22 protein-coding genes are annotated in these 22,083 nt (G+C 39.8%); 17 read left to right on the forward strand and 5 right to left on the reverse strand.

Annotated elements, in window-relative coordinates; all coding sequences use genetic code 11:
- Positions 1-156 precede the first annotated feature (156 nt).
- The 6 genes from ACW0TQ_RS21945 to lhgO are packed head-to-tail and all read left to right on the forward strand — an operon-like array spanning position 157 to position 7,728.
- Positions 157-1,164: a TAXI family TRAP transporter solute-binding subunit gene (locus ACW0TQ_RS21945; RefSeq protein ID WP_042530966.1), complete on the forward strand. Its 1,008-nt coding sequence runs from the start codon at positions 157-159 to the stop codon at positions 1,162-1,164.
- On the forward strand, positions 1,164-3,104 hold the full coding sequence (locus ACW0TQ_RS21950; RefSeq protein ID WP_084612877.1) for a TRAP transporter permease: 1,941 nt from the start codon (positions 1,164-1,166) through the stop codon (positions 3,102-3,104). Before ACW0TQ_RS21945 ends, ACW0TQ_RS21950 begins: the two co-directional genes overlap by 1 nt.
- Positions 3,105-3,108: 4 nt before the next feature.
- Entirely contained in the window at positions 3,109-3,810 is a 702-nt protein-coding gene (locus ACW0TQ_RS21955; RefSeq protein WP_042530968.1) for a FadR/GntR family transcriptional regulator, read from the forward strand.
- 12 nt (positions 3,811-3,822) lie between these two features.
- Positions 3,823-5,229 carry an FAD-binding oxidoreductase gene (locus ACW0TQ_RS21960; protein WP_455726013.1) on the forward strand — a complete coding sequence of 469 codons (1,407 nt, stop codon included), beginning with the start codon at positions 3,823-3,825 and terminating at the stop codon, positions 5,227-5,229.
- The gene (locus ACW0TQ_RS21965; protein WP_256705514.1) at positions 5,222-6,502 is read left to right on the forward strand and encodes a (Fe-S)-binding protein; all 1,281 of its coding nucleotides are present in this window, start codon (positions 5,222-5,224) and stop codon (positions 6,500-6,502) included. Before ACW0TQ_RS21960 ends, ACW0TQ_RS21965 begins: the two co-directional genes overlap by 8 nt.
- A 20-nt stretch (positions 6,503-6,522) precedes the next feature.
- The gene (gene lhgO, locus ACW0TQ_RS21970; protein WP_193064225.1) at positions 6,523-7,728 is read left to right on the forward strand and encodes an L-2-hydroxyglutarate oxidase; all 1,206 of its coding nucleotides are present in this window, start codon (positions 6,523-6,525) and stop codon (positions 7,726-7,728) included.
- Positions 7,729-7,871: 143 nt separating this feature from the next.
- Here lhgO and ACW0TQ_RS21975 read toward each other — a convergent pair whose 3' ends face one another.
- Positions 7,872-8,138 (reverse strand): YesK family protein, encoded by a 267-nt coding sequence (locus ACW0TQ_RS21975; protein WP_042530976.1) that lies wholly within the window; start codon positions 8,136-8,138, stop codon positions 7,872-7,874.
- A gap of 268 nt (positions 8,139-8,406) precedes the next feature.
- Here ACW0TQ_RS21975 and ACW0TQ_RS21980 point away from each other — a divergent pair, with 268 nt between their 5' ends.
- From ACW0TQ_RS21980 to ACW0TQ_RS22000, 5 genes are all read left to right on the forward strand, one after another.
- Positions 8,407-8,823 (forward strand): CotD family spore coat protein, encoded by a 417-nt coding sequence (locus ACW0TQ_RS21980; RefSeq protein WP_379542134.1) that lies wholly within the window; start codon positions 8,407-8,409, stop codon positions 8,821-8,823.
- A gap of 202 nt (positions 8,824-9,025) precedes the next feature.
- Positions 9,026-10,432, forward strand: coding sequence for an NADP-dependent phosphogluconate dehydrogenase (gene gndA / locus ACW0TQ_RS21985; RefSeq protein ID WP_042530979.1), 1,407 nt, complete (start codon positions 9,026-9,028; stop codon positions 10,430-10,432).
- 134 nt (positions 10,433-10,566) lie between these two features.
- Complete coding sequence (locus tag ACW0TQ_RS21990) at positions 10,567-11,250, forward strand: hypothetical protein (protein ID WP_042530981.1); 684 nt, start codon at positions 10,567-10,569, stop codon at positions 11,248-11,250.
- Positions 11,251-11,345: 95 nt separating this feature from the next.
- Positions 11,346-11,996: a YdeI/OmpD-associated family protein gene (locus tag ACW0TQ_RS21995; protein WP_042530983.1), complete on the forward strand. Its 651-nt coding sequence runs from the start codon at positions 11,346-11,348 to the stop codon at positions 11,994-11,996.
- 78 nt (positions 11,997-12,074) lie between these two features.
- Entirely contained in the window at positions 12,075-13,250 is a 1,176-nt protein-coding gene (locus ACW0TQ_RS22000) for a GNAT family N-acetyltransferase (protein ID WP_193064226.1), read from the forward strand.
- A 60-nt stretch (positions 13,251-13,310) separates the two neighbouring features.
- Here ACW0TQ_RS22000 and ACW0TQ_RS22005 read toward each other — a convergent pair whose 3' ends face one another.
- Positions 13,311-14,171: a YihY/virulence factor BrkB family protein gene (locus ACW0TQ_RS22005; RefSeq protein ID WP_042535876.1), complete on the reverse strand. Its 861-nt coding sequence runs from the start codon at positions 14,169-14,171 to the stop codon at positions 13,311-13,313.
- 571 nt (positions 14,172-14,742) lie between these two features.
- Here ACW0TQ_RS22005 and ACW0TQ_RS22010 point away from each other — a divergent pair.
- From ACW0TQ_RS22010 to ACW0TQ_RS22020, 3 genes are read left to right on the forward strand one after another with little or no spacing between them, the layout of a single operon-like run.
- On the forward strand, positions 14,743-15,189 hold the full coding sequence (locus ACW0TQ_RS22010; RefSeq protein ID WP_193064228.1) for a DUF948 domain-containing protein: 447 nt from the start codon (positions 14,743-14,745) through the stop codon (positions 15,187-15,189).
- Positions 15,186-15,638, forward strand: a complete 453-nt coding sequence (locus ACW0TQ_RS22015) for a DUF948 domain-containing protein (protein WP_042530991.1) — start codon at positions 15,186-15,188, stop codon at positions 15,636-15,638. The genes ACW0TQ_RS22010 and ACW0TQ_RS22015 overlap by 4 nt, the downstream gene beginning before the upstream one ends.
- Entirely contained in the window at positions 15,628-15,861 is a 234-nt protein-coding gene (locus tag ACW0TQ_RS22020) for a hypothetical protein (protein WP_042530993.1), read from the forward strand. The genes ACW0TQ_RS22015 and ACW0TQ_RS22020 overlap by 11 nt, the downstream gene beginning before the upstream one ends.
- 43 nt (positions 15,862-15,904) lie before the next feature.
- On the opposite strand, the gene ACW0TQ_RS22025 is transcribed toward ACW0TQ_RS22020, so the two are convergent.
- Entirely contained in the window at positions 15,905-16,336 is a 432-nt protein-coding gene (locus ACW0TQ_RS22025; protein WP_042530996.1) for a DUF948 domain-containing protein, read from the reverse strand.
- Positions 16,337-16,692: 356 nt separating this feature from the next.
- On the opposite strand from ACW0TQ_RS22025, the gene cwlD reads away from it, so the two are divergent.
- Both cwlD and ACW0TQ_RS22035 read left to right on the forward strand, forming a co-directional pair.
- Complete coding sequence (gene cwlD / locus ACW0TQ_RS22030; protein WP_042530998.1) at positions 16,693-17,421, forward strand: N-acetylmuramoyl-L-alanine amidase CwlD; 729 nt, start codon at positions 16,693-16,695, stop codon at positions 17,419-17,421.
- A gap of 281 nt (positions 17,422-17,702) precedes the next feature.
- Positions 17,703-18,761, forward strand: a complete 1,059-nt coding sequence (locus ACW0TQ_RS22035; RefSeq protein ID WP_042531000.1) for an Mrp/NBP35 family ATP-binding protein — start codon at positions 17,703-17,705, stop codon at positions 18,759-18,761.
- A gap of 75 nt (positions 18,762-18,836) precedes the next feature.
- On the opposite strand, the gene gerD is transcribed toward ACW0TQ_RS22035, so the two are convergent.
- A complete protein-coding gene (gerD, locus tag ACW0TQ_RS22040) occupies positions 18,837-19,469 on the reverse strand; it encodes a spore germination lipoprotein GerD (protein WP_042531002.1) in 633 nt (210 codons plus the stop codon).
- 272 nt (positions 19,470-19,741) lie between these two features.
- Between gerD and ACW0TQ_RS22045 the strand changes: the two genes are divergently transcribed.
- Positions 19,742-20,395: a KinB-signaling pathway activation protein gene (locus ACW0TQ_RS22045; RefSeq protein ID WP_193064229.1), complete on the forward strand. Its 654-nt coding sequence runs from the start codon at positions 19,742-19,744 to the stop codon at positions 20,393-20,395.
- 254 nt (positions 20,396-20,649) lie between these two features.
- On the opposite strand, the gene pdaB is transcribed toward ACW0TQ_RS22045, so the two are convergent.
- The gene (pdaB, locus tag ACW0TQ_RS22050; RefSeq protein WP_256705517.1) at positions 20,650-21,405 is read right to left on the reverse strand and encodes a polysaccharide deacetylase family sporulation protein PdaB; all 756 of its coding nucleotides are present in this window, start codon (positions 21,403-21,405) and stop codon (positions 20,650-20,652) included.
- Positions 21,406-22,083 lie beyond the last annotated feature (678 nt).

The following is a 22,083-nucleotide window of genomic DNA, read 5'->3' on the forward strand; positions in this document are numbered from 1 at the left end:
CGGAACGCGGATTGAATAAACCTTAAAAAATGGGAAATTTAAAATAAATTTTAAATCATTTATCAGAATTTTATATTTAGGTATTGTCACAAAATGTTCAATGTTGTAACATTGTATTACAAGTTCGAACGAAAGCGCATACAAAGGGGTGTTTGAATGAAAGGTAAGCTATTTTTATTTACAGTACTTATTTTTACCTTTGTTTTATCTGGATGTAATTTTGAGAAGAAAGAAATTTACAACATCGCAACAGCAACCACCGGAGGTACATATTATCCGATCGGGGTCGGAATGGGGCAGCTTTGGACAGAGCATTACCGGGATCAGAATATCAAATTTAATGGACAGGCCTCCGCAGGTTCTGTTGAGAACATTGATTTACTCAAAAATGGAGAAGCTGATTTTGCCATACTCCAAGGGTTGATTTCGACACAGGCAGCAGAGGGAAGCGGTATTTATGAAGGAGACCAATACGAAGAGCTTCGGTCTGTGGGGATGATTTGGCCAAACGTAGAGCATTTTGTATTAATGGAAGATTTTGTTGCGTCTGGAGACATCTCTGATATTGCGGGCAGATCGTTTTCTGTAGGCCCTCAGGCAAGTGGAACAGAACAATCTACCGTAACAATGATGGAAGGGATTGAGTTAGGGAAAAGTGATATCAGAACAGAATACCTTGGATATGATGATACGATTTCGGCAATGAGGGATGGCCGGCTAAATGGCGGATCTCTTCCTGCAGGAGTACCCGTATCTGCTATTACAGATATGTATGCAAGCGGGTTGAATGCCGCTATTTTAGAGGTGACCGATGAACAAATGGAGGATATTAACGATATTGTTCATACATGGTATCGCTACACCATTGAGGCTGGTTCTTACCCGAGGCAGGAAAAAGATATTGATACGATTGCCCAGCCGAATATTTTAGTTACCACTTCGGATATGGATGAAGAAATGGTTTATAACTTAACCAAGATACTATTTGAAAATCGTGAATATATGATTGGGATTCATAATTCCGCCCGGGAAATGCAGGTGGAGACAGCTTTAGAAGGCTTGAATACACCGCTTCATGCTGGAGCTTACCGCTATTTTGAAGAGCAAGGTATAGAGATTGAAGAGCATCTGAAACCAGAAGAGTTAAGAGAGGAGGAAAATTAATGGCGAATGCACAGGCAAAAAAGGTAGATATCGAGAAAAATCCAAATGATAATCCAGTTGCAGATCCTAAATCGTTGCGTAATAAAATTATCGCTGTTGTCGGTATTATCCTATCGGTCTTTGTTTTACTCACTTCCAGTTATCTAAACATTCAGGAATTTTATAGAAATACGATTTTTTTAATCTTAATCTTTGTAATGGGATTTTTGCTTCATCCGTCAAACAAAAAGAAGACAGGGAAAATATCATCAATAGATATCGTTATGCTGTTCCTGTCGATTATTTCCATTGGCTATATTACGGTAACGTATACAAATTTGCATGTGGATCGGTTATCCCAGGCGAATACAGTCGATTATATATTTGCTGTCTTATGTATTTTAGTATTGTTTGAGATAACACGCCGGGCTATCGGCTGGTTTATTCCTATTTTGAGTGTTATTGCTTTGCTTTATGGTATTTATGGTGCGTACTTCCCTATTGATTTTGCTCACTCCGGCTTTACATTTGAAAGAATGCTGTATCGTATTTACATGACGTCTGATGGAGTTTTCGGCAGCACGCTATCCATTGCTTCTACTTATATTGTGTTGTTTATCTTATTTGGTTCATTCCTTACTGTGAGCGGTGCAAGTAATTTGTTTAATGATTTAGCTCTGGCGATTGCAGGACAGCGCCGGGGAGGACCTGCCCAGGTTGCAGTTATTACAAGTGCACTGACAGGGTCATTGAACGGAAGCGCTGTAGCGAATGTGGCGACAACGGGTGCCTTTACGATTCCACTGATGAAAAGTATCGGATTAAAGCCGAAGTTTGCAGGCGGGGTAGAGGCTGCAGCTTCTACGGGAGGCATGCTGATGCCACCGATTATGGGAGCTGCAGCATTTATTATGGCAGGTTTTTTAGGGATTCCTTATACGGCGATTGTTTTAGCCAGCATTCTGCCTTCCTTGTTATATTTTATTGCTTTGGTATTTGCGATTGATACAGAAGCAAAGAAGCTTGGACTGAAAGGAATTAGTAAGGAGAATATTCCAGATATCAAAAAGGTACTATTGGAAAGAGGCGCCTTGCTTTTGCCGATTATTGTTGTGATGGGGGTGCTTCTATTAGGAAAAACGGCAATTTTTGCCGGCTTTGCCGGAATCATTGCTACGATTATCACTTCCTACTTAACCAAAGATAAAACAAATCGGATTACCTTCTCTAAGCTCTTTGAGGCACTTATTGATGGAGCCAGAAACTCCGTTCAGGTTGCTATTGCCTGTGCATCTGTAGGGATTATTATTGCCGTTGTTTCTATGAGCGGTGTCGGATCGATGCTCGCCTATAATGTCGCAGATCTTGCAGGCGGAAATCTGTTTATTATATTAATACTGATTATGATTACTTGTATTGTGCTCAGTCTGGGGCTTCCATCAACAGCATTATATATTGTGGTAGCTGTAACAGCTGCGCCGGCGCTTGTCCAAGTAGGCGTTAATCCTTTAGCAGCTCACTTTTTTGTATTTTATTATGGTGCCATGTCTAACGTAACGCCGCCTGTAGCGTTAGCTGCTTATACCGGGGCAGGAATTGCGAAAGCGAATCCGATGCAAACAGCTTGGACAGCTTTACGGTTAGCATTTCCAGGGTTTATTATCCCGATCATTATTGTTTATGATCCAATCTTGCTGCTGCAAACGGACGAAGGACCGATTAATTATTTCCTATTAGCACAAGCATTTATTTCTGCGATTATAGGAGTTTATGCCCTCTCTGTTGGATTCGGAAACTATATTCGAGTAAAATTAAATATAGTAGAAAGAATCATATTAATCGGAGTGGCCTTCTTCTTGATTTCTACGAGTCAATTATTAGACGTCATCGGCCTGGCATTGTTTGTAATTGTACTTGCTTTCCATTTTATAAGAAGCAGGCGGCTCCTGGAGGCAGGATAATAAAATGAAACCGTTCAAAAAAGAAAAGTTATCTGATATTATTTTTTCCCAGTTAGAAAATATGATTAAAACTGGCGAATACGCTGAAGGACAAAAGCTTCCTTCAGAGAATGAGCTCGCAAAATATTTTGATGTCAGCAGAGTTCCTATTCGGGAAGCAATCAGTAAATTAGTCTCAGTAGGCTATGTAGAGTCGATGCAGGGGAAGGGAAGTTATGTCAAGCGCCTGGATGCTGCGGATGAATTTAAAGAATATACTTACGGCGAATTTACAAAAAAAGAGTTATTTGATCTGTTAGAAATGCGAGCGCTATTGGAAGTGGAAGCAGCAGGCTACAGTGCAGTAAGGCATACACAAGAAGCACTTTCGAAAATTGAGCAGGCGCTGAAGGACTTTGAAGAAATAACGAGCAATGAATATTCGATTGGTTTAAAAGCGGATTATAATTTTCATCAAGCGATTATCCAATCCACAGAGAATAATTATATGATTCAAACCTTTCAAAATTTAGAGCGTGTACACAGAAATGCTTTGGAATATTCATTGAAACTGAATGTAGGAAAACCTAGAAAAAGAGAAGAGGTTTATAGCGAGCACGAACGTATTTATTTGGCAATCAAATCCCAAAATGCAGCAGAAGCCAAGGAAGCGATGTACTTACATCTGACAAACATGCGCAGAAAGTTGGGGGACGACAGAATATAGGTGGGTTAAATAATGAAAGAAAAAATAATAGAAAAATTGACTGCAATAGTAGGAGAGCGTTTGTTAATAGATGTGGATGACCGTGTCTCATACGGCTATGATGCGTCCTTTGGGCAGTATATGCCGGATTATGTTGTTCAAGTGATGTCAACGGAAGAGGTACAGAAAATTGTACAGCTGGCGAATGCTTATGAAATTCCCATTTATCCAAGAGGAGCGAGCACAAGCCTTTCTGGAGGTCCTCTACCTGTACACGCAGGTATTGTAATGGATTTTTCCCAGTGGAATCAGTATCTGGAAATTTTTCCGGATGATTTGTTAATCAAGGCAAGTCCAGGTGTGAAAACAGGAGATATTCATCAATTGGCAGAAAAGTATAACTTAATGTATGCGCCCGACCCTTCTTCTTCCTCGATCTGCACTATTGGCGGGAATTTAGCAGAAAACGCCGGCGGTCCCCGAGGAGTAAAATATGGTGTGACAAAGGATTATGTATTGGGGCTGGAGGTGGTTACCGCGGAAGGAGAAGTTATCCGTACGGGTGGAAATACCGTTAAAAATGTGACCGGCTATGATTTAACGAAGCTTTTAATCGGATCAGAGGGGACCCTTGGAATTATTACAGAGGCAACTTTAAGGCTGATTCCAAAGCCGATGGATACGAAGACAGCAATGATTATATTCGAGGATTTGTATACTGCAGGAAAGTCTATTTCCAAAATATTAACATCGGGAGTAAGACCTTCTAAAATGGAGATTCTTGATCAGAATGCGATAAACAAAGTGGAGGATTATGCCGGACTGGATTTACCCAGAACGGCCGCGGCTATTCTGCTTGTTGAAGTGGATGGGGATACAGATGTATTGATGAAGGAACTGCATGTTATTCAGCAGGCTCTTTTAGAAATTGGTGTAGAGAATGTGCAAATTGCGAAAACCAAAGAGGAAGAAGCAAGGCTCTGGCAGGTGAGAAAATTAGTTTCACCTGCCATTGTCCAAAGCGGCTACACCAAAATATCAGAAGATGCGACCGTCCCGTTGAGTAAGATTCCAGACATGTTTCGGAAGATAGATGAAATGAAGAAAAAGTATAATCTGAATATTGTTGTATTTGGCCACGCTGGTGATGGCAACCTGCATCCAACGATTAATACCAATATGCGGGATGCGGATGAAGTTACCAGAGTGGAGGATGCGGTCGAAGAAATCTTTCATTACGCCATTGAATTAGGCGGGACCTTATCAGGTGAACATGGAATCGGAACGATGAAAAAACCGTTTTTCCCAAAAGAAGTAGGAGAAGCCGGCATGGTATTCCAGAAAGCGATTAAACAAGCGCTTGATCCGAAGAATATCTTGAATCCAGGAAAAATATTCCCGGAAGCGGGAGAGAAAAGGTTAGTGTTAAAAAATGACTGAGCAATTAATTGAAAAATTGGATTATCAGGCAACCTTTGATTGTGTGCAATGCGGGTACTGCTTGCCTGCTTGCCCCACCTATCTGGCTTTTAAAAAAGAAAAGCATTCACCGAGAGGGCGTATTAATTTAGTGCAGATGGCAGCGGAAGGAAAGATAGATATAGAAGACATGCGGGAAGGGATTGATTTATGTCTGGGTTGCCGGGCATGTGAGACAGTATGTCCCACCAATGTCCGTTACGGCGATATTCTGATGTCGGCCGTCGAGGTGCTGAAAGATAATAAAAAAATGGGACTGTTCGAGAAGGGAGTCAGAACAGCTGCTTTTAAAGTGGTTTTGAAAAACAAACAGATTCTGAGACTGGTGAACAGGAGTTTATATGCTTATCAGGTGACCGGAGTGAAGCGTGTGGTTAATCGGCGTAATCTTCTAAAACCGATGGAGAAATACCGAGACTTGAATAAAGCCATGCCGGAAGTCCAACTAAGTAAGCGGCTGAAAAATCCGCCGAATCCTTTTAGAAAATCAGCAATTCAGGTTGGTTTCTTTCAAGGCTGTATTATGGACGTATTTTTCAGCCGGATTAATGATCTAGCTGTTAACATTTTAAACGGACATGGAATGGAAGTGACGAATATTCCGTCACAAACATGCTGTGGTGCCCTGCAGCATCATGCAGGAGAGCACAATCAGACGGTAGAGCTAGCCAAGAAAAATATCGCAGCCTATGAGGGATATGACTTTGACTATATTGTTAATACCGTCGGCGGCTGTGGAGCGACGTTAAAAGAATACCCTAAGTTATTTCAGGAAGGAACGGAATGGCATGAGCGGGCATTAAAGTTTACGGCAAAGGTTAGGGATATTTCTGAACTGATGGCAATGGCTGATTTGGATTTTCAATATGAAATTCCGAAGAATGCTGTATTTCAGCCGTCATGTCATTTGGAGAATGTACAGCAGGTGTTTGAGGACCCGTTAAAAATCATTAAACGTATTCCCGGCCTGAACTACATGGAGTTAAAAGATAAAGCGCTCTGCTGTGGCTCAGCAGGTATTTATAATATCCTGCATTTTGAGGAATCAATGCAAATTTTAGATATGAAGATGAAAAACGTTAAAACAGCAAGACCGGAATTAATCATCACTTCCAATCCGGGCTGTCATATCCAAATGCAGCTGGGAGTAGAAAGAGAAGGCTTATCGGATGTGATTTCAGTGAAGCATATTGTGGAAGTAGTCGCGGAAGCTTGCGGTATTCAAACAACTTAAGCAGAGGCAGGGGAAGCACAGTGAAAGTAGACATAGTGATTGTTGGAGCAGGGATTATTGGCTTGAGCACCGCTTACCAGCTATCGAAAAAGCATCCAGATAAAGACATTGCAGTCGTAGATAAAGAAGCAGAGGTAGCGAAGCATCAGACAGGACATAATAGCGGTGTGATTCATTCAGGAATTTATTATAAACCGGGCTCCTACAAAGCGAGATTTGCCCGTAATGGATCGAAATCTATGGTGGAGTTCTGTGAAAAGCATCAAATTGAGTATAACCAATGTGGCAAAGTAATTGTAGCAACAAGTGAGTCCCAGCTTGCGAATATGAATAAACTATATGAGCGGGGAATCGAAAATGGATTAGATGTCGAACGTTTAAGCCGTGATGAAGTAAAAGAGATTGAACCATTTGTAAATACAGTCGGCGGGATCCACGTTAAAAATACCGGCATTGTGGATTTTAAAAAGGTTACAGAGAAATACGCCGAGCTGTTTATAGAAAATGGCGGCATGCTGCGGTTACATAATGAAGTGAAAGATATCCAAATGGAAACAGAAAAAATAACCGTAGTAACGAATGAAACGACATATGAAGCGGATTATTTGATTAATTGTGCCGGGTTATATAGTGATAAACTGGCTCGTATGGCGCGTATCGAGACAGATGTTCAAATTATTCCATTTCGCGGCGAGTATTTTGAATTAGATGAGCGTATTGAACATTATGTAAAAACGTTGATTTATCCAGTCCCTAATCCGGATTTGCCATTCCTGGGTGTCCATTTTACAAATATGATTGGCGGCGGAGTCGATGTAGGGCCTAATGCCGTGTTGGGATTTAAAAAAGAAGCATATCAAAAAATTGGTTTTAACCTGAAAGAAACAACGCAAATCATAACCTTTCCGGGGCTGTATCGAATGGGCATAAAAAACATGAAGGAAGCTATCGGTGAATATTATCGGTCATTTAGTAAAAAAGCATTTGTCAAAGAAGCACAAAAATTAATTCCTTCATTAACAGCAGCGGATATCAAGCCGATGGAAGCGGGAGTACGTGCGCAAGCGATGAAACCGGATGGGACCATGCTAGATGATTTCTATTTTGAAGAAAATGCGTCAAGTTTACATGTGTTGAATGCGCCATCACCTGCTGCAACGTGCTCGATTGAAATAGGAAAGGAAATTGCAAAGCGTTTTAACCAAAAAATGCCGGCGGTAACCTGAAAGGTATCTTTCGATAGTTTACACTTTTGATTTGGAAACAAACAAACCCCAGGATGTCTTCTATTATTTGAACGGAAGACATTCTGGGATTTTTGTTTAAGCAATATTTTCACAGCCGGACTTGCTGTAATAGGCAGCCAATCTTATGCTTTTGGACGTGTACGAGACCAGGAAATAGCTGTCATTATAATCAGAACAATGACGGAACTGATAAAGGCAGCCAGACTGATATTGCCGATAAGAGCGGCATCTTCCCCCTCAAAGAAATAACTGATAAAGATAGAAATAAGGCTGATTGAACTGACAACCATCGGTGGAACAATCCGTTTCTCTTTCACAAATATACTTATTAATATGAGAATAGCGGCAACGCCAAGCATGATTGGTAAGTATCCTGTTAAAAATTCCATTATATCACTCCAGTAACTGAACTAAATATGACGCTTCTATTGTATAAAGTTTCCCGATTTTGGATGTAATTAATCTGACACTTTTATCCTAATCCCTCTCTCATACAAAGAACAGGAGAATAAAGCTCTCTGTTCCTTTTTAGAATCGCCACTTAAATAAGAATCCAAGAGAAATTCCTGAAAAATAGGTTATTATATCAAACCGAGTACGGGGGGGACACATAGTCTATAGAGAAAGATTAAAGAAATGGAAAGGAGGTCCTTTACGGTGAGAGGTAGTAACAAACATCATCAAGGACAATTTAATCAAGGCTGGGGGAACCAAAATCAACAGGTACAAGGAGCTTCTATGAATGGGAATTGCAATGGAATGCCACAGCAAATGCCAATGCAGCAAATGCCGCAGCAACAAATGCAGCCAGAATACTGTGCACCACAAGTATCACCTACACAACAAGGCCCAACACAAGTATCTCCAACAAAGCAATACGTTAAAACAAACGTTTCTAATACTGAGGTAAAGCATGTCCATCCTAGTCACACTACAAATGTTAATAAGCATATGACAACACACAAACACTATTTCCCTCATACAGAATCTGTTGTAAATGATATTAAAGAACAGCATGTTATGTGCGGAAAGCCGCATCATCCTTGTCCGCCGCAAGGCCCTTGCGGATGCTAAGGAGCTTTGTGTGTAACTAGAAAAATCATCGATTCGCAGTTTGATGTGATGCTGCGGATTGGTGATTTTTCTCTGTCAAAAAATCGGCCAAGTTATCATAGTATTGAGAAAAAATAGCGTGGGACTTGGTTTCTTTAGAAGAAATCCGTTATAATAGGAAAAGGTTCATTTTAAATTTTTAGGCAGAGAGGATCGAGTATATATGAAGCAAGAGATTGGTGTTATTGGCTTAGCTGTTATGGGTAAAAATATTGCATTAAATATAGAAAGCCGTGGCTTCGCTGTATCTGTTTTCAACCGTACCTACCAGAAAACAGAAGAATTTATGGCAAACGAAGCAAAAGGGAAGAACTTCTATGGTGCCGAAACGATTGAAGATTTTGTTCAATCTTTAGAGAAGCCCCGCAGAATAATGCTTATGGTGAAAGCTGGACCAGCGACAGATGCAACGATCGCATCCCTGCAGCCATACTTAGAAGACGGCGACGTGTTGATTGATGGAGGAAATACACTTTATGAAAATACGATGCGCCGTAATGAGGAATTAGATAAAACCGGTATCCATTTCATTGGAACTGGTGTATCCGGCGGGGAAGAAGGCGCATTAAAAGGACCTTCTATGATGCCTGGCGGACAAAAAGAAGCATATGATTTAGTTGCTCCAATCTTTGAAGCAATTTCTGCTAAAGTAGATGGCGAACCATGTGTAACGTATATCGGACCAAATGGTGCAGGACATTTTGTGAAAATGGTTCATAATGGAATTGAATATGGAGATATGCAGTTAATCGCTGAAGCATATGATTTAATGAAGAATGTGGTCGGCTTAGATGCAAAAGAATTGCATGAAGTGTTTAAAGAGTGGAATAAAGGAGAGCTAGACAGCTTTCTAATTGAAATTACAGCAGATATTTTCACAAAAGTGGATGAGGAAACGGGCAAACCGTTAGTGGAAGTGATCCTTGATAAAGCGGGCCAAAAAGGTACTGGAAAATGGACAAGCAAAAATGCCCTGGACTTAGGTGTGCCGCTTCCATTAATTACAGAGTCTGTATTTGCACGTTTTATTTCTTCCTTAAAAGACGAGCGCGTAAAAGCAAGCAAAGTGTTCTCCGGTCCTGCTAAAACGGAAGTATCTGAGAGCAAAGAAGAGCTTGTGGAAGCAATTCGTCAGGCGCTTTACATGAGTAAAATTGTTTCTTACGCACAGGGCTTTGCGCAAATGCGTGCAGCGTCTGAAGAAAACAATTGGGACTTGAAATATGGCGATATCGCAATGATTTGGCGCGGCGGATGTATTATCCGTGCAAACTTCCTGCAAAAAATCAAAGAAGCATATGATCGCGATGGAGATCTGCCAAACCTGATGCTCGATCCATACTTCAAAGAGATTGTTGAAGGATATCAAGCGTCTCTTCGTAAGGTTGTTTCTTTAGCTGTGCAGCATGGTGTTGCTGTACCGACGTTCGCGAGTGCGATTGCTTACTATGACAGCTATCGTTCAGAGGACCTGCCAGCTAACTTAATCCAGGCGCAGCGCGATTATTTCGGTGCGCATACGTATGAGCGTAAGGATAAAGATGGTGTATTCCATTCACAATGGTTTTAATGAATTTGTGAGAAAGATGTTTGATTTTTAATAATGCTATGATGTCCCGGAGTCAATTGGTTGATTCCGGGACTTTTTAATATCACTCCGTGTAAAGTAAGCAGCATGAAAAAATAAGATGGGGCGGGATAACGATGAGAAAAAGAATGGGATGTTTACACGCTCATTACTCCAATATAAAATATTTGGATGATGTACTTTCCGAATTTAATATCGAATTGATTCATTTTGTTGATCCTGCATTAATGTATCGAGTTACTTCTGATGAAAAATTCCAAGAATCCGACGCTCAAAAGAAAGTCAATGAACAAATAGCGTGGATGGCTCAATGTGATGTCGATGCCATCCTTATTACTTGTACAAATTATATAGGCCTTTTAAAGGAAGACCAGCTCTCTATAGCTGTGCCGATTATAAAAATCGATGAACCTTTTTTTGATTCCATTTGCCAGATAGATCAGCCTCAGGTTATTCTTTTTTCAAACCCTGCAACTGTTAAAGGGACGATGGAACGTCTGAAGCAGCATGCAGATTGTCATCAGCAACCGTTAGATATAGAAGTTAAAATTATCTATGATACTTTTGACTTGATCATGCAGGGGATGAAAAAAGAATATAATCAAAAAATTTCCGAGTTCTTAAATCAAATGACAAAGGATAATAATAAAATTATTTCTGTTGCGCAATTATCTATGGTTGAGGCATCCCGGCAGGTGGAGGGTAATTCATCGAAGCCGATTATTAACCCGTTAGATACACTCGTATCCTTTATGGTTGAACATTTGAAATTAGAGAAAAATGATAATGTGCTTTACTGAATAGAAAAGAACGAGAACACCGTATTTGCCCATCAATATGCTTTCTTGATTCTTGGTAAAAATGATATATTTACATAAGGCAGGGAGTGAATATTATGTCAATTATAGATAAATTAAAGCTTCATAAATACAACAGTATGGCTGTTATTAATCAGCCGAATGACTATGGTGTATTCACGGAATCAAATCAAGCATTGCAACAAGAGCATGATGCGATATTTATTTTTGTAGAAACGTTGGATGAGATGATTACATATACAAATCAAATTTTAGAGCAGCAATTACTGCTTCCCAAAGGATATTTATTTTTTGCCTACCCTAAAAAGGGAAATAAGCGGTATACAACCTCTATCCATAGAGATGAGATTTTCCCCGCTATGAAGGTGGACGAAGAAGGGTATGTGTCAGGAAGTGATCTGAAATTTGCCCGTATGGTAAGTATGGATGACGTGTTTACCGTAATTGGCTTAAAACGCGAGAAGCAAAAAGAGAAGAAATCCGCCTCGTCGAGCCAGCGCGTAGCAGATTATGCCGAGAATGTGAAAGATATTGAAGCGTTATTGGCAGCATTTCCTGAGGTGCTTTCATTTTATCAGAGTCTGACACCTGGCTATCAAAAAGACTGGGCGCGCTATCTTTTTTCCGCGAAACAGCAAAAAACACGTGACAAGCGTAAACAGCAAATGCTTGATATTTTGTCTCAAGGGTATAAATCGATTGATTTGTACCGCCAGCAGAAGAAATAATTGGCTTTAAAAGAGGAATCGCCCGTATCATTTTCACTGAATGAAGTTTCATTTTATCCGTCAAAGAGGAGGACTGTTATGATTAAACAAATTCCAGTAACCAATGATGAAATTTATGATCTGTCCGCTTTTGCCTTTCAAGTTACACCCGCACCAGGAGAAATAGAAAAGAAAAAAGAAGCAAAAAAGAATGAAACAGTTTGGGGCTGGGTGGAAGGAGAAAATCTTGCTGCAAAGGTCCATCTGATTCCATTGGAAACACGTATCCATGGCAAGGTTATCAAAACAGGGGGCATTGCCTCTGTGGCAACTTGGCCGGAGTATCGGAGGAAAGGAGCTGTTCGGCAGCTGCTTATCCACGCTCTAGGTGAAATGAAAAAAGCAGGTTATCTTGTTTCTTATTTGGCGCCATTCAGTGTCCCGTTTTACCGGAAGTTTGGCTGGGAAATGACCATCAATGAAATGCAGTTTACAATTCCAATGGAACATGTGCCTAAATACAAGGATATAACAGGCTGTGTGCGTCGGATGAAAAAGGGTGAAGAAGCGATTTTAAAAGAGGTTTATCATGCTTATACCGAACAGTATACAGGGATGCTGGTACGCGATAATCATTGGTGGGAGCACAAGATTTTCAGTAAAGAAGAATTAATTACAGCGATTAGTTATGATGATGCGGGCAAGGCAGACGGATATGTCCGTTATCAGGTAAAGAATAGTAAGCTGGACATCGATGAATGGGCTGCGGTTACCCCGGAAAGTAAAAAGCGGCTGCTTCAGTTTATTGCTAATCATGATTCAATGGCAAAGGAAGTACAGATGACACTGCCGGATGATGATTTATTTCCGCTTTTTCTGGAAGAGCCGAGAGCAAAGCAAGAACAAAAGCCATATTTTATGACAAGAATTGTTGATGTAGAAGCCTTTCTAAAGGTATATCCATTTTTGACGCCGGCAGAAAAGGAAGAAAGCTTTAGATTGAAAGTGGAAGATGGCGTTTTGGAAGAAAACAGTGGCGTTTATCAGATTTATTTTCAAAACGGATCACATTATGCAGAAAAAACAGAGGAGACGGCAGGAGAGAATGTGACAGCATCGGTGACAATTCAACAATTAACGATGATTTTGTTAGGGAAACAAACCTTGGAGCAGCTTTACCAGCAGGCGTTTATCTCAGGTGAATTAGAAAATATGATAAAGCTGGATACGTATCTCCCTAAGAAAAAACATCCGTATCTTGCAGATTTTTTCTAAACTACAATAAAAACCAAAGTCGATCCTCTATATCAAGAAGACAGACTTTGGTTTTTTCCATTAGACTTCCTTACTGCTTGCCGTTTCTTTTTTGGCTTCTGTAGCATCATCTATTTTTTTCTGGTGATACATACTATTTAATAACGCGCCTACCAGAAGAATAATACCTGTTAAGAAGAACCAGATCATCAGAATGATAATTCCTCCAAGACTTCCATACGTTGCAGAGTAATTGCCGAAGTTAGATACATAAATGGAAAAAGCAAAAGAACTCACCAGCCATAAAATACTTGCTGTTAATGTTCCAGGTAAAATATGGCGGAAAGGAAGCCGTTTATTGGGCGCAAAACGATATAAGCCGAGTAAAATAATGGTAACAATTACAATGACCATCACTAAACGTGAGATTTGCAGAATAAACCCGGTGCCTTCGCTGATGCCGATAAAGGAAATCAAGAAATTGATAATAGCATCTCCGAATACAAGCAAAATGATAGATGAAATGGCCGCTAACAGTACGCCGATAGTCAGCAGGATAGCTATTCCGCGGGCTTTAATAAATGATCTGGTTTCTTCCACTTCAAATGCTTGATTGGATACCTTAATGAAAGCATTGATTCCGTTGGATGCAGACCAGATTGTACCTAAAATCCCGACAGTCAATAATCCGCCGCGGGGGGTCTCTACCAAGCTGATAATATTTTCTTCAAAGGTTGCTGCAAGCTCTTGCGGTAAGATGGAGCCGAGGAACCCGACAGCATCTTCCGGGCTTATGTTAAAATAAGGGATAATTGCAAAGCCAACGATAAGAAGCGGGAAGACGGCTAATAGAAAATAATAAGCAAGCGCAGCTGCAAGTAATGTCGTATTATTTTCGGTGAAACGTTTCATAAAATCTTTGCCGAATTGTTTAATATCCATAGTCGCCTCCAATAAAATTTTTTCATACCTTTCCATTTTAGAGGGAGTCCCTGAAAAATGGAATAAATATATCCATAACGATTAGGGAAAGATGAAGGTATGTAAATTCTATACCCAAAAATGAAGAGATGTAATCTTGGTAAATGGGAAATAAGATAACTTTCTGTACGTATGACAGAAGACGAACACCAGCCTTGATGATTTTCATCACCGCAGGAAGATTGTCTGGGGAGGCGTTTGTTTGCCTGAAGAGTTGTGCGTCAGTGGGCAAAGAATTTGAAGAAAATACCATGTACTTGTATGACTCCCTTTAACGAATGCCGGGTTTTCTGATATTATAAAGAAGAAACGTTTTATTTATTTTGGCAGGTGGTATAATATTGTTTAAAGAGGCTATTCAAAAAGTCTGATTGAAAAAATTGAGAAATATGGGCGGCAATCGAAGAGAATCGGCAAGGCCATTTGGTCCTTTTGAACAAGCAGGAGCCGGGTGCAGCTGTTCTTAGATAAGAAATATTCAAGCCCAAACTTATACGCGCTTATATTTTGAAGAAGGAGGGGTTTTTTACATATGCCTATTATTTCCGTAGGGATTTTACTTGTTGCTATCGCGTTTGCGGTCGTGTGTTGTTATATAGCCTTTATGTTAAATCGGCTTACGTATAATATTCGTTCGCTCGGCAAATCAGTCGTAAAAATGGAAGAAGAAATGAATCACATCACACCTGAAATTTCGACATCCTTACAAGAAGTGAACCATTTAATTGATGATACGCACGAGAAGCTGCAGGCAACAGACAGTGTCTTTGGGTCTTTAGAAGATGTAGGCACCTCTGTCCAGAGCTTAAATGAAGCTTATAAAGTGAAACGACAAGCATTGGATGATGCGAAATTGGAAGAAAAATTAAATCTGGCAATGAAAGGTATCACGTGGAGTGAAGCTGCGATGCAGATTTATAAAAGTTACCAGGCAGGTAAAACAAATAAAGTCAACCAGACGAGGGAGGAAGTAAAATGACATTAATCGGAGTCGGCGTCATTATTATTGGAGTCGCAAGTGTTATTTTAGCTATTTTTATTGCTCATTTATTAAATAACTTAGCAAGTGTATTAAGCGGCGTCGATAAGACAGTACAGCAATTACCGGAGCAAATGGATGGTATTTTAAAAGAGACAACAAGTATTATGCATGAAAGTAACCAGGCTTTAGCTGATATTAATAACAAGATGGAGCAGCTGAGCCCGCTGTTTTATATCGTTGGTGATGTTGGGAATGCAACACGGAAGCTATCTTCTTCCTTAGTGGATGTAACGGATTCTGTAAAAACAAAAACAGAAGTTGGTCAGGAAGTTTCCGGTAAAAACAACTTAGGCGGCGTGTATGGCGGAGTTGCCCTTGGTTATTATTGGTTAAAGAAAAAGCGGGATTTAAAACGCGAGAAACGGGCATATACCCATGAGCAATAAAGGATCTAAAACGGGTATCGTTGTCAGTTCAGCTGTTGGTGCTGTATTAGGCTGGGCAGCAAGTTCTTATGTAGATAAGAAACGAAATTTAGAAGAAAATCCGTCATTATTAACTCGTCTGCGTGATTTTGAACAGCGTCTGTATCATGATGGTTTTCAAAAATCGACAGAGCTTCAGGAGATACGGCAGGAAGTAGAAAATAGAATTGCAGAAGAAAAGTAAAAAAAACGCTTGGAACCTTTGTTCCAAGCGTTTTTGAATGGAGCTACTTTCTGTTCTGTTTTACAAGAAAATATCCAATAGTAGCTAAGCCATAAATGCCTTGCAAATTTTTATTGGCTATCGTCATATTTGCTTCTTCTGTAGTTTCCTGTAATTGATTTGCTGTTTTAAGTACAGACGACGACAGGTTGTGTGTAGCTCGTCCTGCATCACCAACTAAGTAGAATAAAGGAGATAATTCCTTGATTTGTTGATTCACTTGCTGCAAGGTTTCATTTCCTGTTTTAAGGACATCTGTTATTTGCGAGGTGATGCCTTCTACTTGCTCCGGCAGTTGATCCGTTGTTTTTTGAGCACTTGCGATGAGTTTGCCCGCCCCTCCTAATTTTAGAAAAAGAAAAGCAGCTACCGCCAATAAACCAAGTCCAATCAGAACAGCTCCAATACCTAATACAATTAATATCCAATCAGCCATAATCATACCTCCGAATCATTATTCCTAAATATACAATATCACATGAGGAACAGTTTCAAACATTTATTTTTATTTTAGCATACTACAAAAGATAAGTCATAAACCTAAGGATGCGCCCATAAATTTTAATAAAGGCTTTGGCAGTTTATATTCCTTAACGTTTGTACATGCTGTAGGAAACAGCTTTGTAATAGCAGAACGTGTGAAGAATCCGTTTTTCTCAGATTAGCTTGAGACAGCGGCTGCTCGTCCCGGTAAAAGGTTACTAACATGTATTATTGCCATCCTTATATCGACTATTTCTGGATAGTGCCAAAATACATCCCTGAAGATGGGAACGAAAGGAACGAGACAATATGTCTAAAAAGAAAAAGCAGGCCTTCTGGTTTCTTGGTTTATTATTACTTATTTTCTTATTACAGTATCCCACCAAACAAGCAATTAATTCTTCTAATTCTACGTGGTCGATGCCGTTAAACGGAAAAGTGATTGTTATTGATCCGGGGCACGGCGGACCAGATGGCGGCGCGGTAGGATCAGACGGCACCGTTGAAAAAGATATTGCACTGTCTGTAGCTAAAATTGTGCAGTCTTATTTGATGCAGCATGGTGCGATTGTTCATTTGACGCGTGAAGAGGATGTGGATCTGGCAGCGGAGGGGACAAGCGGTCTGGCTAATCGTAAATCAGAGGATATACGAAATCGATTAGCGTTTATTCAGGAGAAAGAAGCTGAGTTTTTTATTTCCATCCATTTAAATGCATTACCTGATTCCCAGTGGCATGGGGCTCAGACCTTTTATTACCCAAGGTTTGAGGAGGGAGAACATCTGGCGACAATGATTCAGGAGGAAATTATCCGTAATTTAGAAAATACGGATAGACAGCCCCTTGCGATTGACCAAATGTATTTATTAAAGCATGCAGAGGTTCCTGGTGCGTTAGTAGAGATTGGTTTTTTATCGAATGAGGTAGAACGGGAGCTATTAAAAGATGATACGTATCAGAGACAAATGGCGGCTAGTATTTATGAAGGAATCTTGCGTTACGTTACGGAAGAACCGCAGGCAGAGGAAAGTGAGTAAACAGTGCCAGGATGACGATGGCTTTTTAACTTTGACCCGTGAAGAGGCTTTGGCAGATGTCAGGTCTTTTTTATGGATAAATACTATCGCAGCATGAGCGTCCGTAATTTCTCCAACGAGGGACAGAAAAGAAATGTAAATAATAGATGGAGAAAAACGGACGCTGCATTTCCTGATTAACTCAAGCTAACATTCAGTTGGTTAAAGAGCAAACCAACTGAATGAAGTTTCGTTTTATGTTATACTTGCACTTGGACAGATTCATAAGGGATGGTGAAAATATGTTAACACAAGAAGAGGTTATTGAGTTACTCAGCTCTATAAAGGATCCTTTTTTACATAGAAACTTGAAGGAATTGAACGCGATTACTTCTGTTACCATTAAGGAAGAGAAGAAGCATGTCAGTGTCAAGGTTGGAATTTCCAAGATGAATACTGGCGAGCAGATGCAGATGCAGCAAGAAATTGTTGGTGTTTTAAAACGGAATGGTGCCAATACAGTTGGTCTCCGATTTGAACAGCTTCCTGATGAAACAGTGAAGAAATATCAGTCTGAAGCAGAAAAAGAAAAAGAAGAAACGCTGATTAGCGGCGCCACTAATACACAATTTATCGCCGTGGCAAGTGGAAAAGGCGGTGTTGGTAAATCAACTGTAACCGTTAACTTAGCTGTTTCCTTGATGCGTCTAGGCAAAAAAGTAGGAATAATTGATGCAGATATTTATGGCTTTAGTGTACCGGATATGATGGGCATCGAGGAAAGACCAGTCGTTCGCGGAGAAAAGATTATTCCTGTTGAGCGCTTTGGTGTCAAAGTCGTCTCCATGGGATTCTTTGTGGAAGATAATTCGCCAATTATCTGGCGCGGACCGATGCTCGGGAAAATGTTAAACAGCTTTTTCACAGAAGTAGAGTGGGGAGAATTAGATTATCTATTGCTTGATTTACCACCTGGAACAGGCGATATCGCAATGGATGTCCATGAACTCTTACCATCTTGTAAAGAGGTTATTGTAACAACACCTCATCCGACCGCAGCTTTTGTAGCGGCTCGTGCGGGACAAATGGCTCTGAAAACAGATCATGAAATCCTTGGTGTTGTGGAGAATATGGCATATTTTGAAAGCAAGAAAACCGGTGAGAAGGAATATGTTTTCGGAAAAGGCGGAGGTAAGAAGCTTGCCGATGTTTTGAAAACAAAGGTTCTTGGTCAATTGTCACTACAACAGCCGTATGAAGAAGAGGATGAATTCGCGCCGTCTGTTTACCAGGAGGACCATCCAAATGGCAAAGAGTATCATAAGGTAGCTGCCAAAATCATTGCGAAATTAGAGGAATAGGGGTGCAAACAAACGGGGTGTCTGTTTAGATAAACAGCACCCTATTTGTTTTAGAGAAATGCATGCAGTAATTCCTTAACCGGATGAATTTGCGCCTTCGTTTTCGTTTTTCTTTTCTTCTTTATTCTCTTCGGAATTTCCGCTATTTTCTCCACCACCGCCGGAAGCGTTTTGCTTGGCAGCTTCTTTTAATGCCTGATCTATCTTTTCCTGAAATAATGGAGATTGAAACGCTTCTTGAATTGTTTTCTCCAAATGAGCACGGAATGCTTGGCTCGTCATGATAGAAAGCATTTGCTCATCCACCTTAGGGTTATTTAATATCTCAATCATTTGCTCTTGAAACTGACTATCATGCATCAGGTCCTTCATCAGGTTCTTTTGTTCTGCGGAGATGGATTTCGCATAAGTTTGTATGAATTCAGGGTCTTGGAACATTTTTTTCCAGTTTTCCTTGCTGTCTTCAGATGATAAAGCTTTTGTAACTGCCTCTTTTACTTCATCCGATTCAATAACCACGCTTTCCTGCAGTTCGTCATCGTTTAGTATATCCTTTAACGCTTTTTTGCCTTCCTCAGTCTGCAGGATATCGACAACCATTCGTTTCGTGGTTTCGTATTCTGCTTCACGGGATTCATCATTATTTCCACAAGCAGAGATAAAGCAAAACAATAGGAGTAGAAATAGAATGGACAGGTGACGTTTCATAATATACGCTCCTTTCTTCATGGAATCAGAAAGTATACCTTTTTCATGAATTTATTTTCAGGTTGGGATTACATTAGCTTGGCCTCAGGTGCCAAAAATCAACATTTTCCGCAATAATCATGTGTTTCAGTCGTTGATACTTCTTCAGTGATAAGAATATAATCTACACTCTTAATATGTTTGATAATTTAACAAAATATACACAAGCAATGAAGAAAAATAGGTCACTTCATGATAAAATACCAGTGGTTACTTCTTTAGGGGGTGAAGAATTGAACACAAGAATATTGGTTAATTTCTTTTGGAAAGCATTCTGGCTTGGCGGGCTTGCTGGATTAATTGCGAGCTTTTTTATACGGCCGGAGGAATATCTTACATATATGTCTCCGTTTGATGCAATGGAGTTATTTGGGGTATTTGTTTTCTTTTTAGGGCTTGGCCTGACTTTTGCGGCGGTAAGTATGACAGGTTTCTTTGCATATTTATTTGTGAATCGGATGGGGCTGAATGTTTTTAAAGGATACTGGCCTACTGTGCAGGTTGGTTTGATTATTTTTATTTTATTTGATCTGGTCTATTTTCCATATCGCGCCACAGATGGAGAGGTAGCAATTTATTGGTTTATATTGATTGCTGCTGCGATGCTTTTGATTGGCTGGATTGTAGCAAAGATAAAAGCAAAAGGGACGAATTCGACAGCTTTTATTCCAGCACTTTTTTTCATGGTTGTTTTTACAACTGTCGAATGGGTTCCCGGCTTAATGGTAGATGGTACAGATTATGCCTGGTTAATGGTTGTTCCGCTATTAGTATGCAACACCTACCAGATGTTAACGCTGCATCGCTTGCCTTTTGTGGAAAAAGAACCGAAAAAGGAGCAAAAATCGGCATCAAATCCAAAAAAAGGGCAAACGAAGAAAGCGTAAGTCTCAGAGCCCTTCCTTCCTTACCATGGAAGAGCTCTGTCAGCTTGCTTTATCTGATTTATGTAAAAGTATGCCGAAGCTGTTTCTTCTATATGATAAAAAGACAGCTCCTCTTCAGATAATGAGGGGAGCTGCCTTTCACGTTTACGTCTGTGTTGATAATTTATATTTAAAAGACCGGCTCATCGCCTAAGTCTAAATTTGTGAATGAAATTCCTTATGAAAGAGGAAGAATTGAGAAATGGAAACAAGGATTAATCAATAAGTTCCGTATCTGCTTTTGCCTGGTTGACCATTTCCGATATAGTAATTAAACCATACCCTTTGTTTTTCAAGCCGGGAAGAACTGTCTCTAAAGCTTCGGCAGTCTGTTTGGCGCTATCAGAAGCGTGTAGCAGGATGATATCACCATTTTCTGTTTGCTCCATGACTTCATCAATAATTGATTCTACTCCGGGATTCTCCCAATCATCCGGGTTGACATTCCAATGAATAACCTGAAATTGCATACTTTCTGCCAATTCGATGATTTCTTCATTCAGATGGCCATGAGGTGTGCGGAGAAGGCGAATATCTTCATACCCCAATTTATCCATAACCTCTTGTGCTTTTATTAAATCTTGTCTTATTTGTTCTGGTTCCTGATCTAAATAACTTTTATAACGATAGCCGAGCAGCCCAATTTCATGTGTGCCTTCAGAAATTGCTTCTAATAAATCCGGATGACGTTCCGCCCATTCTCCGCTGACGAAAAAGGTAGCTTGTACTTCTTCTTTCTCCAGTACTTCAAGAATGCTTTCTACTTTTTCCTCTCCCCAACTGATATTGAAGGTGACGGCAACATCTTCTAAATCTTCATTCCCTTTTGAAAGAGCAGCAGGCTCATCCTTCGTGAACATAGCCATAATAGAAGGGGTTTGCGTCCAAATAAGAATGGCTGCTGCTAAAACAATCACGGTGCTTAATATAATTTTCTTCCGGTTCAAACGAATTGTGTAGAAGTGATTCACTTTTGTTCCTCCTTTTTTAATGTAGTACAACCCATGACAAGCATTTGTAGTAGTGCGAAATAATTCGTTCTAGTTTATGTATATGTTCTGTTTATAGAGATATGTACAAGCTTGCAATATTCTTTTAAAGACAATTGGTATCCAGAGGAGCAGCGGATGTGTTGGCGAAGGAAAGAAACGGCAAGTTATATATGGTATAGGTATATTTTGCAGAGATAATGTTAAAATTGAGAGGAGACAGAAGGAGCTTTTTGTGGTTACTTGTTTCACCAAAACTATTACTGATGAAACATTCCGGCTAAAAGCGTTGTAATTATGTATCACATTTACTGATTGTGACTGGAACTGTTCATCCTGATTAAAATGACGATGCTCAGTCTGCGGTTTTACAATCATTTTTACATAGAAAATAGAAAAAGTGATTTGTTTAGTCATTTTTTTATAAAAAGGTATTGCCCTTCTCTATTTTCTATGGTATATTAATTTTTGTTGTCGGAAGCAAACGAAATAAAGCGAAATTATTTCGACAAAATACTTTAAAAAAAGTGTTGACAACAAAAACGAAACATGATAAATTATATCTTGTCGCTAAAAACGACAGAAACAAATTGCTCTTTGAAAACTGAACAAAACAACCAGTACGAAAGAAGAAAGACAACCTCGTTTTTCTTAAAAAAT

It is taken from the genome of Oceanobacillus sp. M60, assembly GCF_053839645.1.

What these genes read in the sequence shown, in the direction of transcription:
- ACW0TQ_RS22000 (WP_193064226.1), top strand. Translation starts at nt 12,075, where the DNA reads ATGATTAAACAAATTCCAGTAACCAATGATGAAATTTATGATCTGTCC.
- ACW0TQ_RS21975 (WP_042530976.1), bottom strand. Translation starts at nt 8,138, where the DNA reads ATGGAATTTTTAACAGGATACTTACCAATCATGCTTGGCGTTGCCGCT.
- ACW0TQ_RS22005 (WP_042535876.1), bottom strand. Translation starts at nt 14,171, where the DNA reads ATGGATATTAAACAATTCGGCAAAGATTTTATGAAACGTTTCACCGAA.
- ACW0TQ_RS21965 (WP_256705514.1), top strand. Translation starts at nt 5,222, where the DNA reads ATGACTGAGCAATTAATTGAAAAATTGGATTATCAGGCAACCTTTGAT.
- ACW0TQ_RS21960 (WP_455726013.1), top strand. Translation starts at nt 3,823, where the DNA reads ATGAAAGAAAAAATAATAGAAAAATTGACTGCAATAGTAGGAGAGCGT.
- ACW0TQ_RS21995 (WP_042530983.1), top strand. Translation starts at nt 11,346, where the DNA reads ATGTCAATTATAGATAAATTAAAGCTTCATAAATACAACAGTATGGCT.
- ACW0TQ_RS21990 (WP_042530981.1), top strand. Translation starts at nt 10,567, where the DNA reads ATGAGAAAAAGAATGGGATGTTTACACGCTCATTACTCCAATATAAAA.
- cwlD (WP_042530998.1), top strand. Translation starts at nt 16,693, where the DNA reads ATGTCTAAAAAGAAAAAGCAGGCCTTCTGGTTTCTTGGTTTATTATTA.
- ACW0TQ_RS22015 (WP_042530991.1), top strand. Translation starts at nt 15,186, where the DNA reads ATGACATTAATCGGAGTCGGCGTCATTATTATTGGAGTCGCAAGTGTT.
- ACW0TQ_RS22025 (WP_042530996.1), bottom strand. Translation starts at nt 16,336, where the DNA reads ATGGCTGATTGGATATTAATTGTATTAGGTATTGGAGCTGTTCTGATT.
- ACW0TQ_RS21955 (WP_042530968.1), top strand. Translation starts at nt 3,109, where the DNA reads ATGAAACCGTTCAAAAAAGAAAAGTTATCTGATATTATTTTTTCCCAG.
- gerD (WP_042531002.1), bottom strand. Translation starts at nt 19,469, where the DNA reads ATGAAACGTCACCTGTCCATTCTATTTCTACTCCTATTGTTTTGCTTT.
- gndA (WP_042530979.1), top strand. Translation starts at nt 9,026, where the DNA reads ATGAAGCAAGAGATTGGTGTTATTGGCTTAGCTGTTATGGGTAAAAAT.
- ACW0TQ_RS21945 (WP_042530966.1), top strand. Translation starts at nt 157, where the DNA reads ATGAAAGGTAAGCTATTTTTATTTACAGTACTTATTTTTACCTTTGTT.
- ACW0TQ_RS22020 (WP_042530993.1), top strand. Translation starts at nt 15,628, where the DNA reads ATGAGCAATAAAGGATCTAAAACGGGTATCGTTGTCAGTTCAGCTGTT.
- ACW0TQ_RS22035 (WP_042531000.1), top strand. Translation starts at nt 17,703, where the DNA reads ATGTTAACACAAGAAGAGGTTATTGAGTTACTCAGCTCTATAAAGGAT.
- ACW0TQ_RS21950 (WP_084612877.1), top strand. Translation starts at nt 1,164, where the DNA reads ATGGCGAATGCACAGGCAAAAAAGGTAGATATCGAGAAAAATCCAAAT.
- ACW0TQ_RS22010 (WP_193064228.1), top strand. Translation starts at nt 14,743, where the DNA reads ATGCCTATTATTTCCGTAGGGATTTTACTTGTTGCTATCGCGTTTGCG.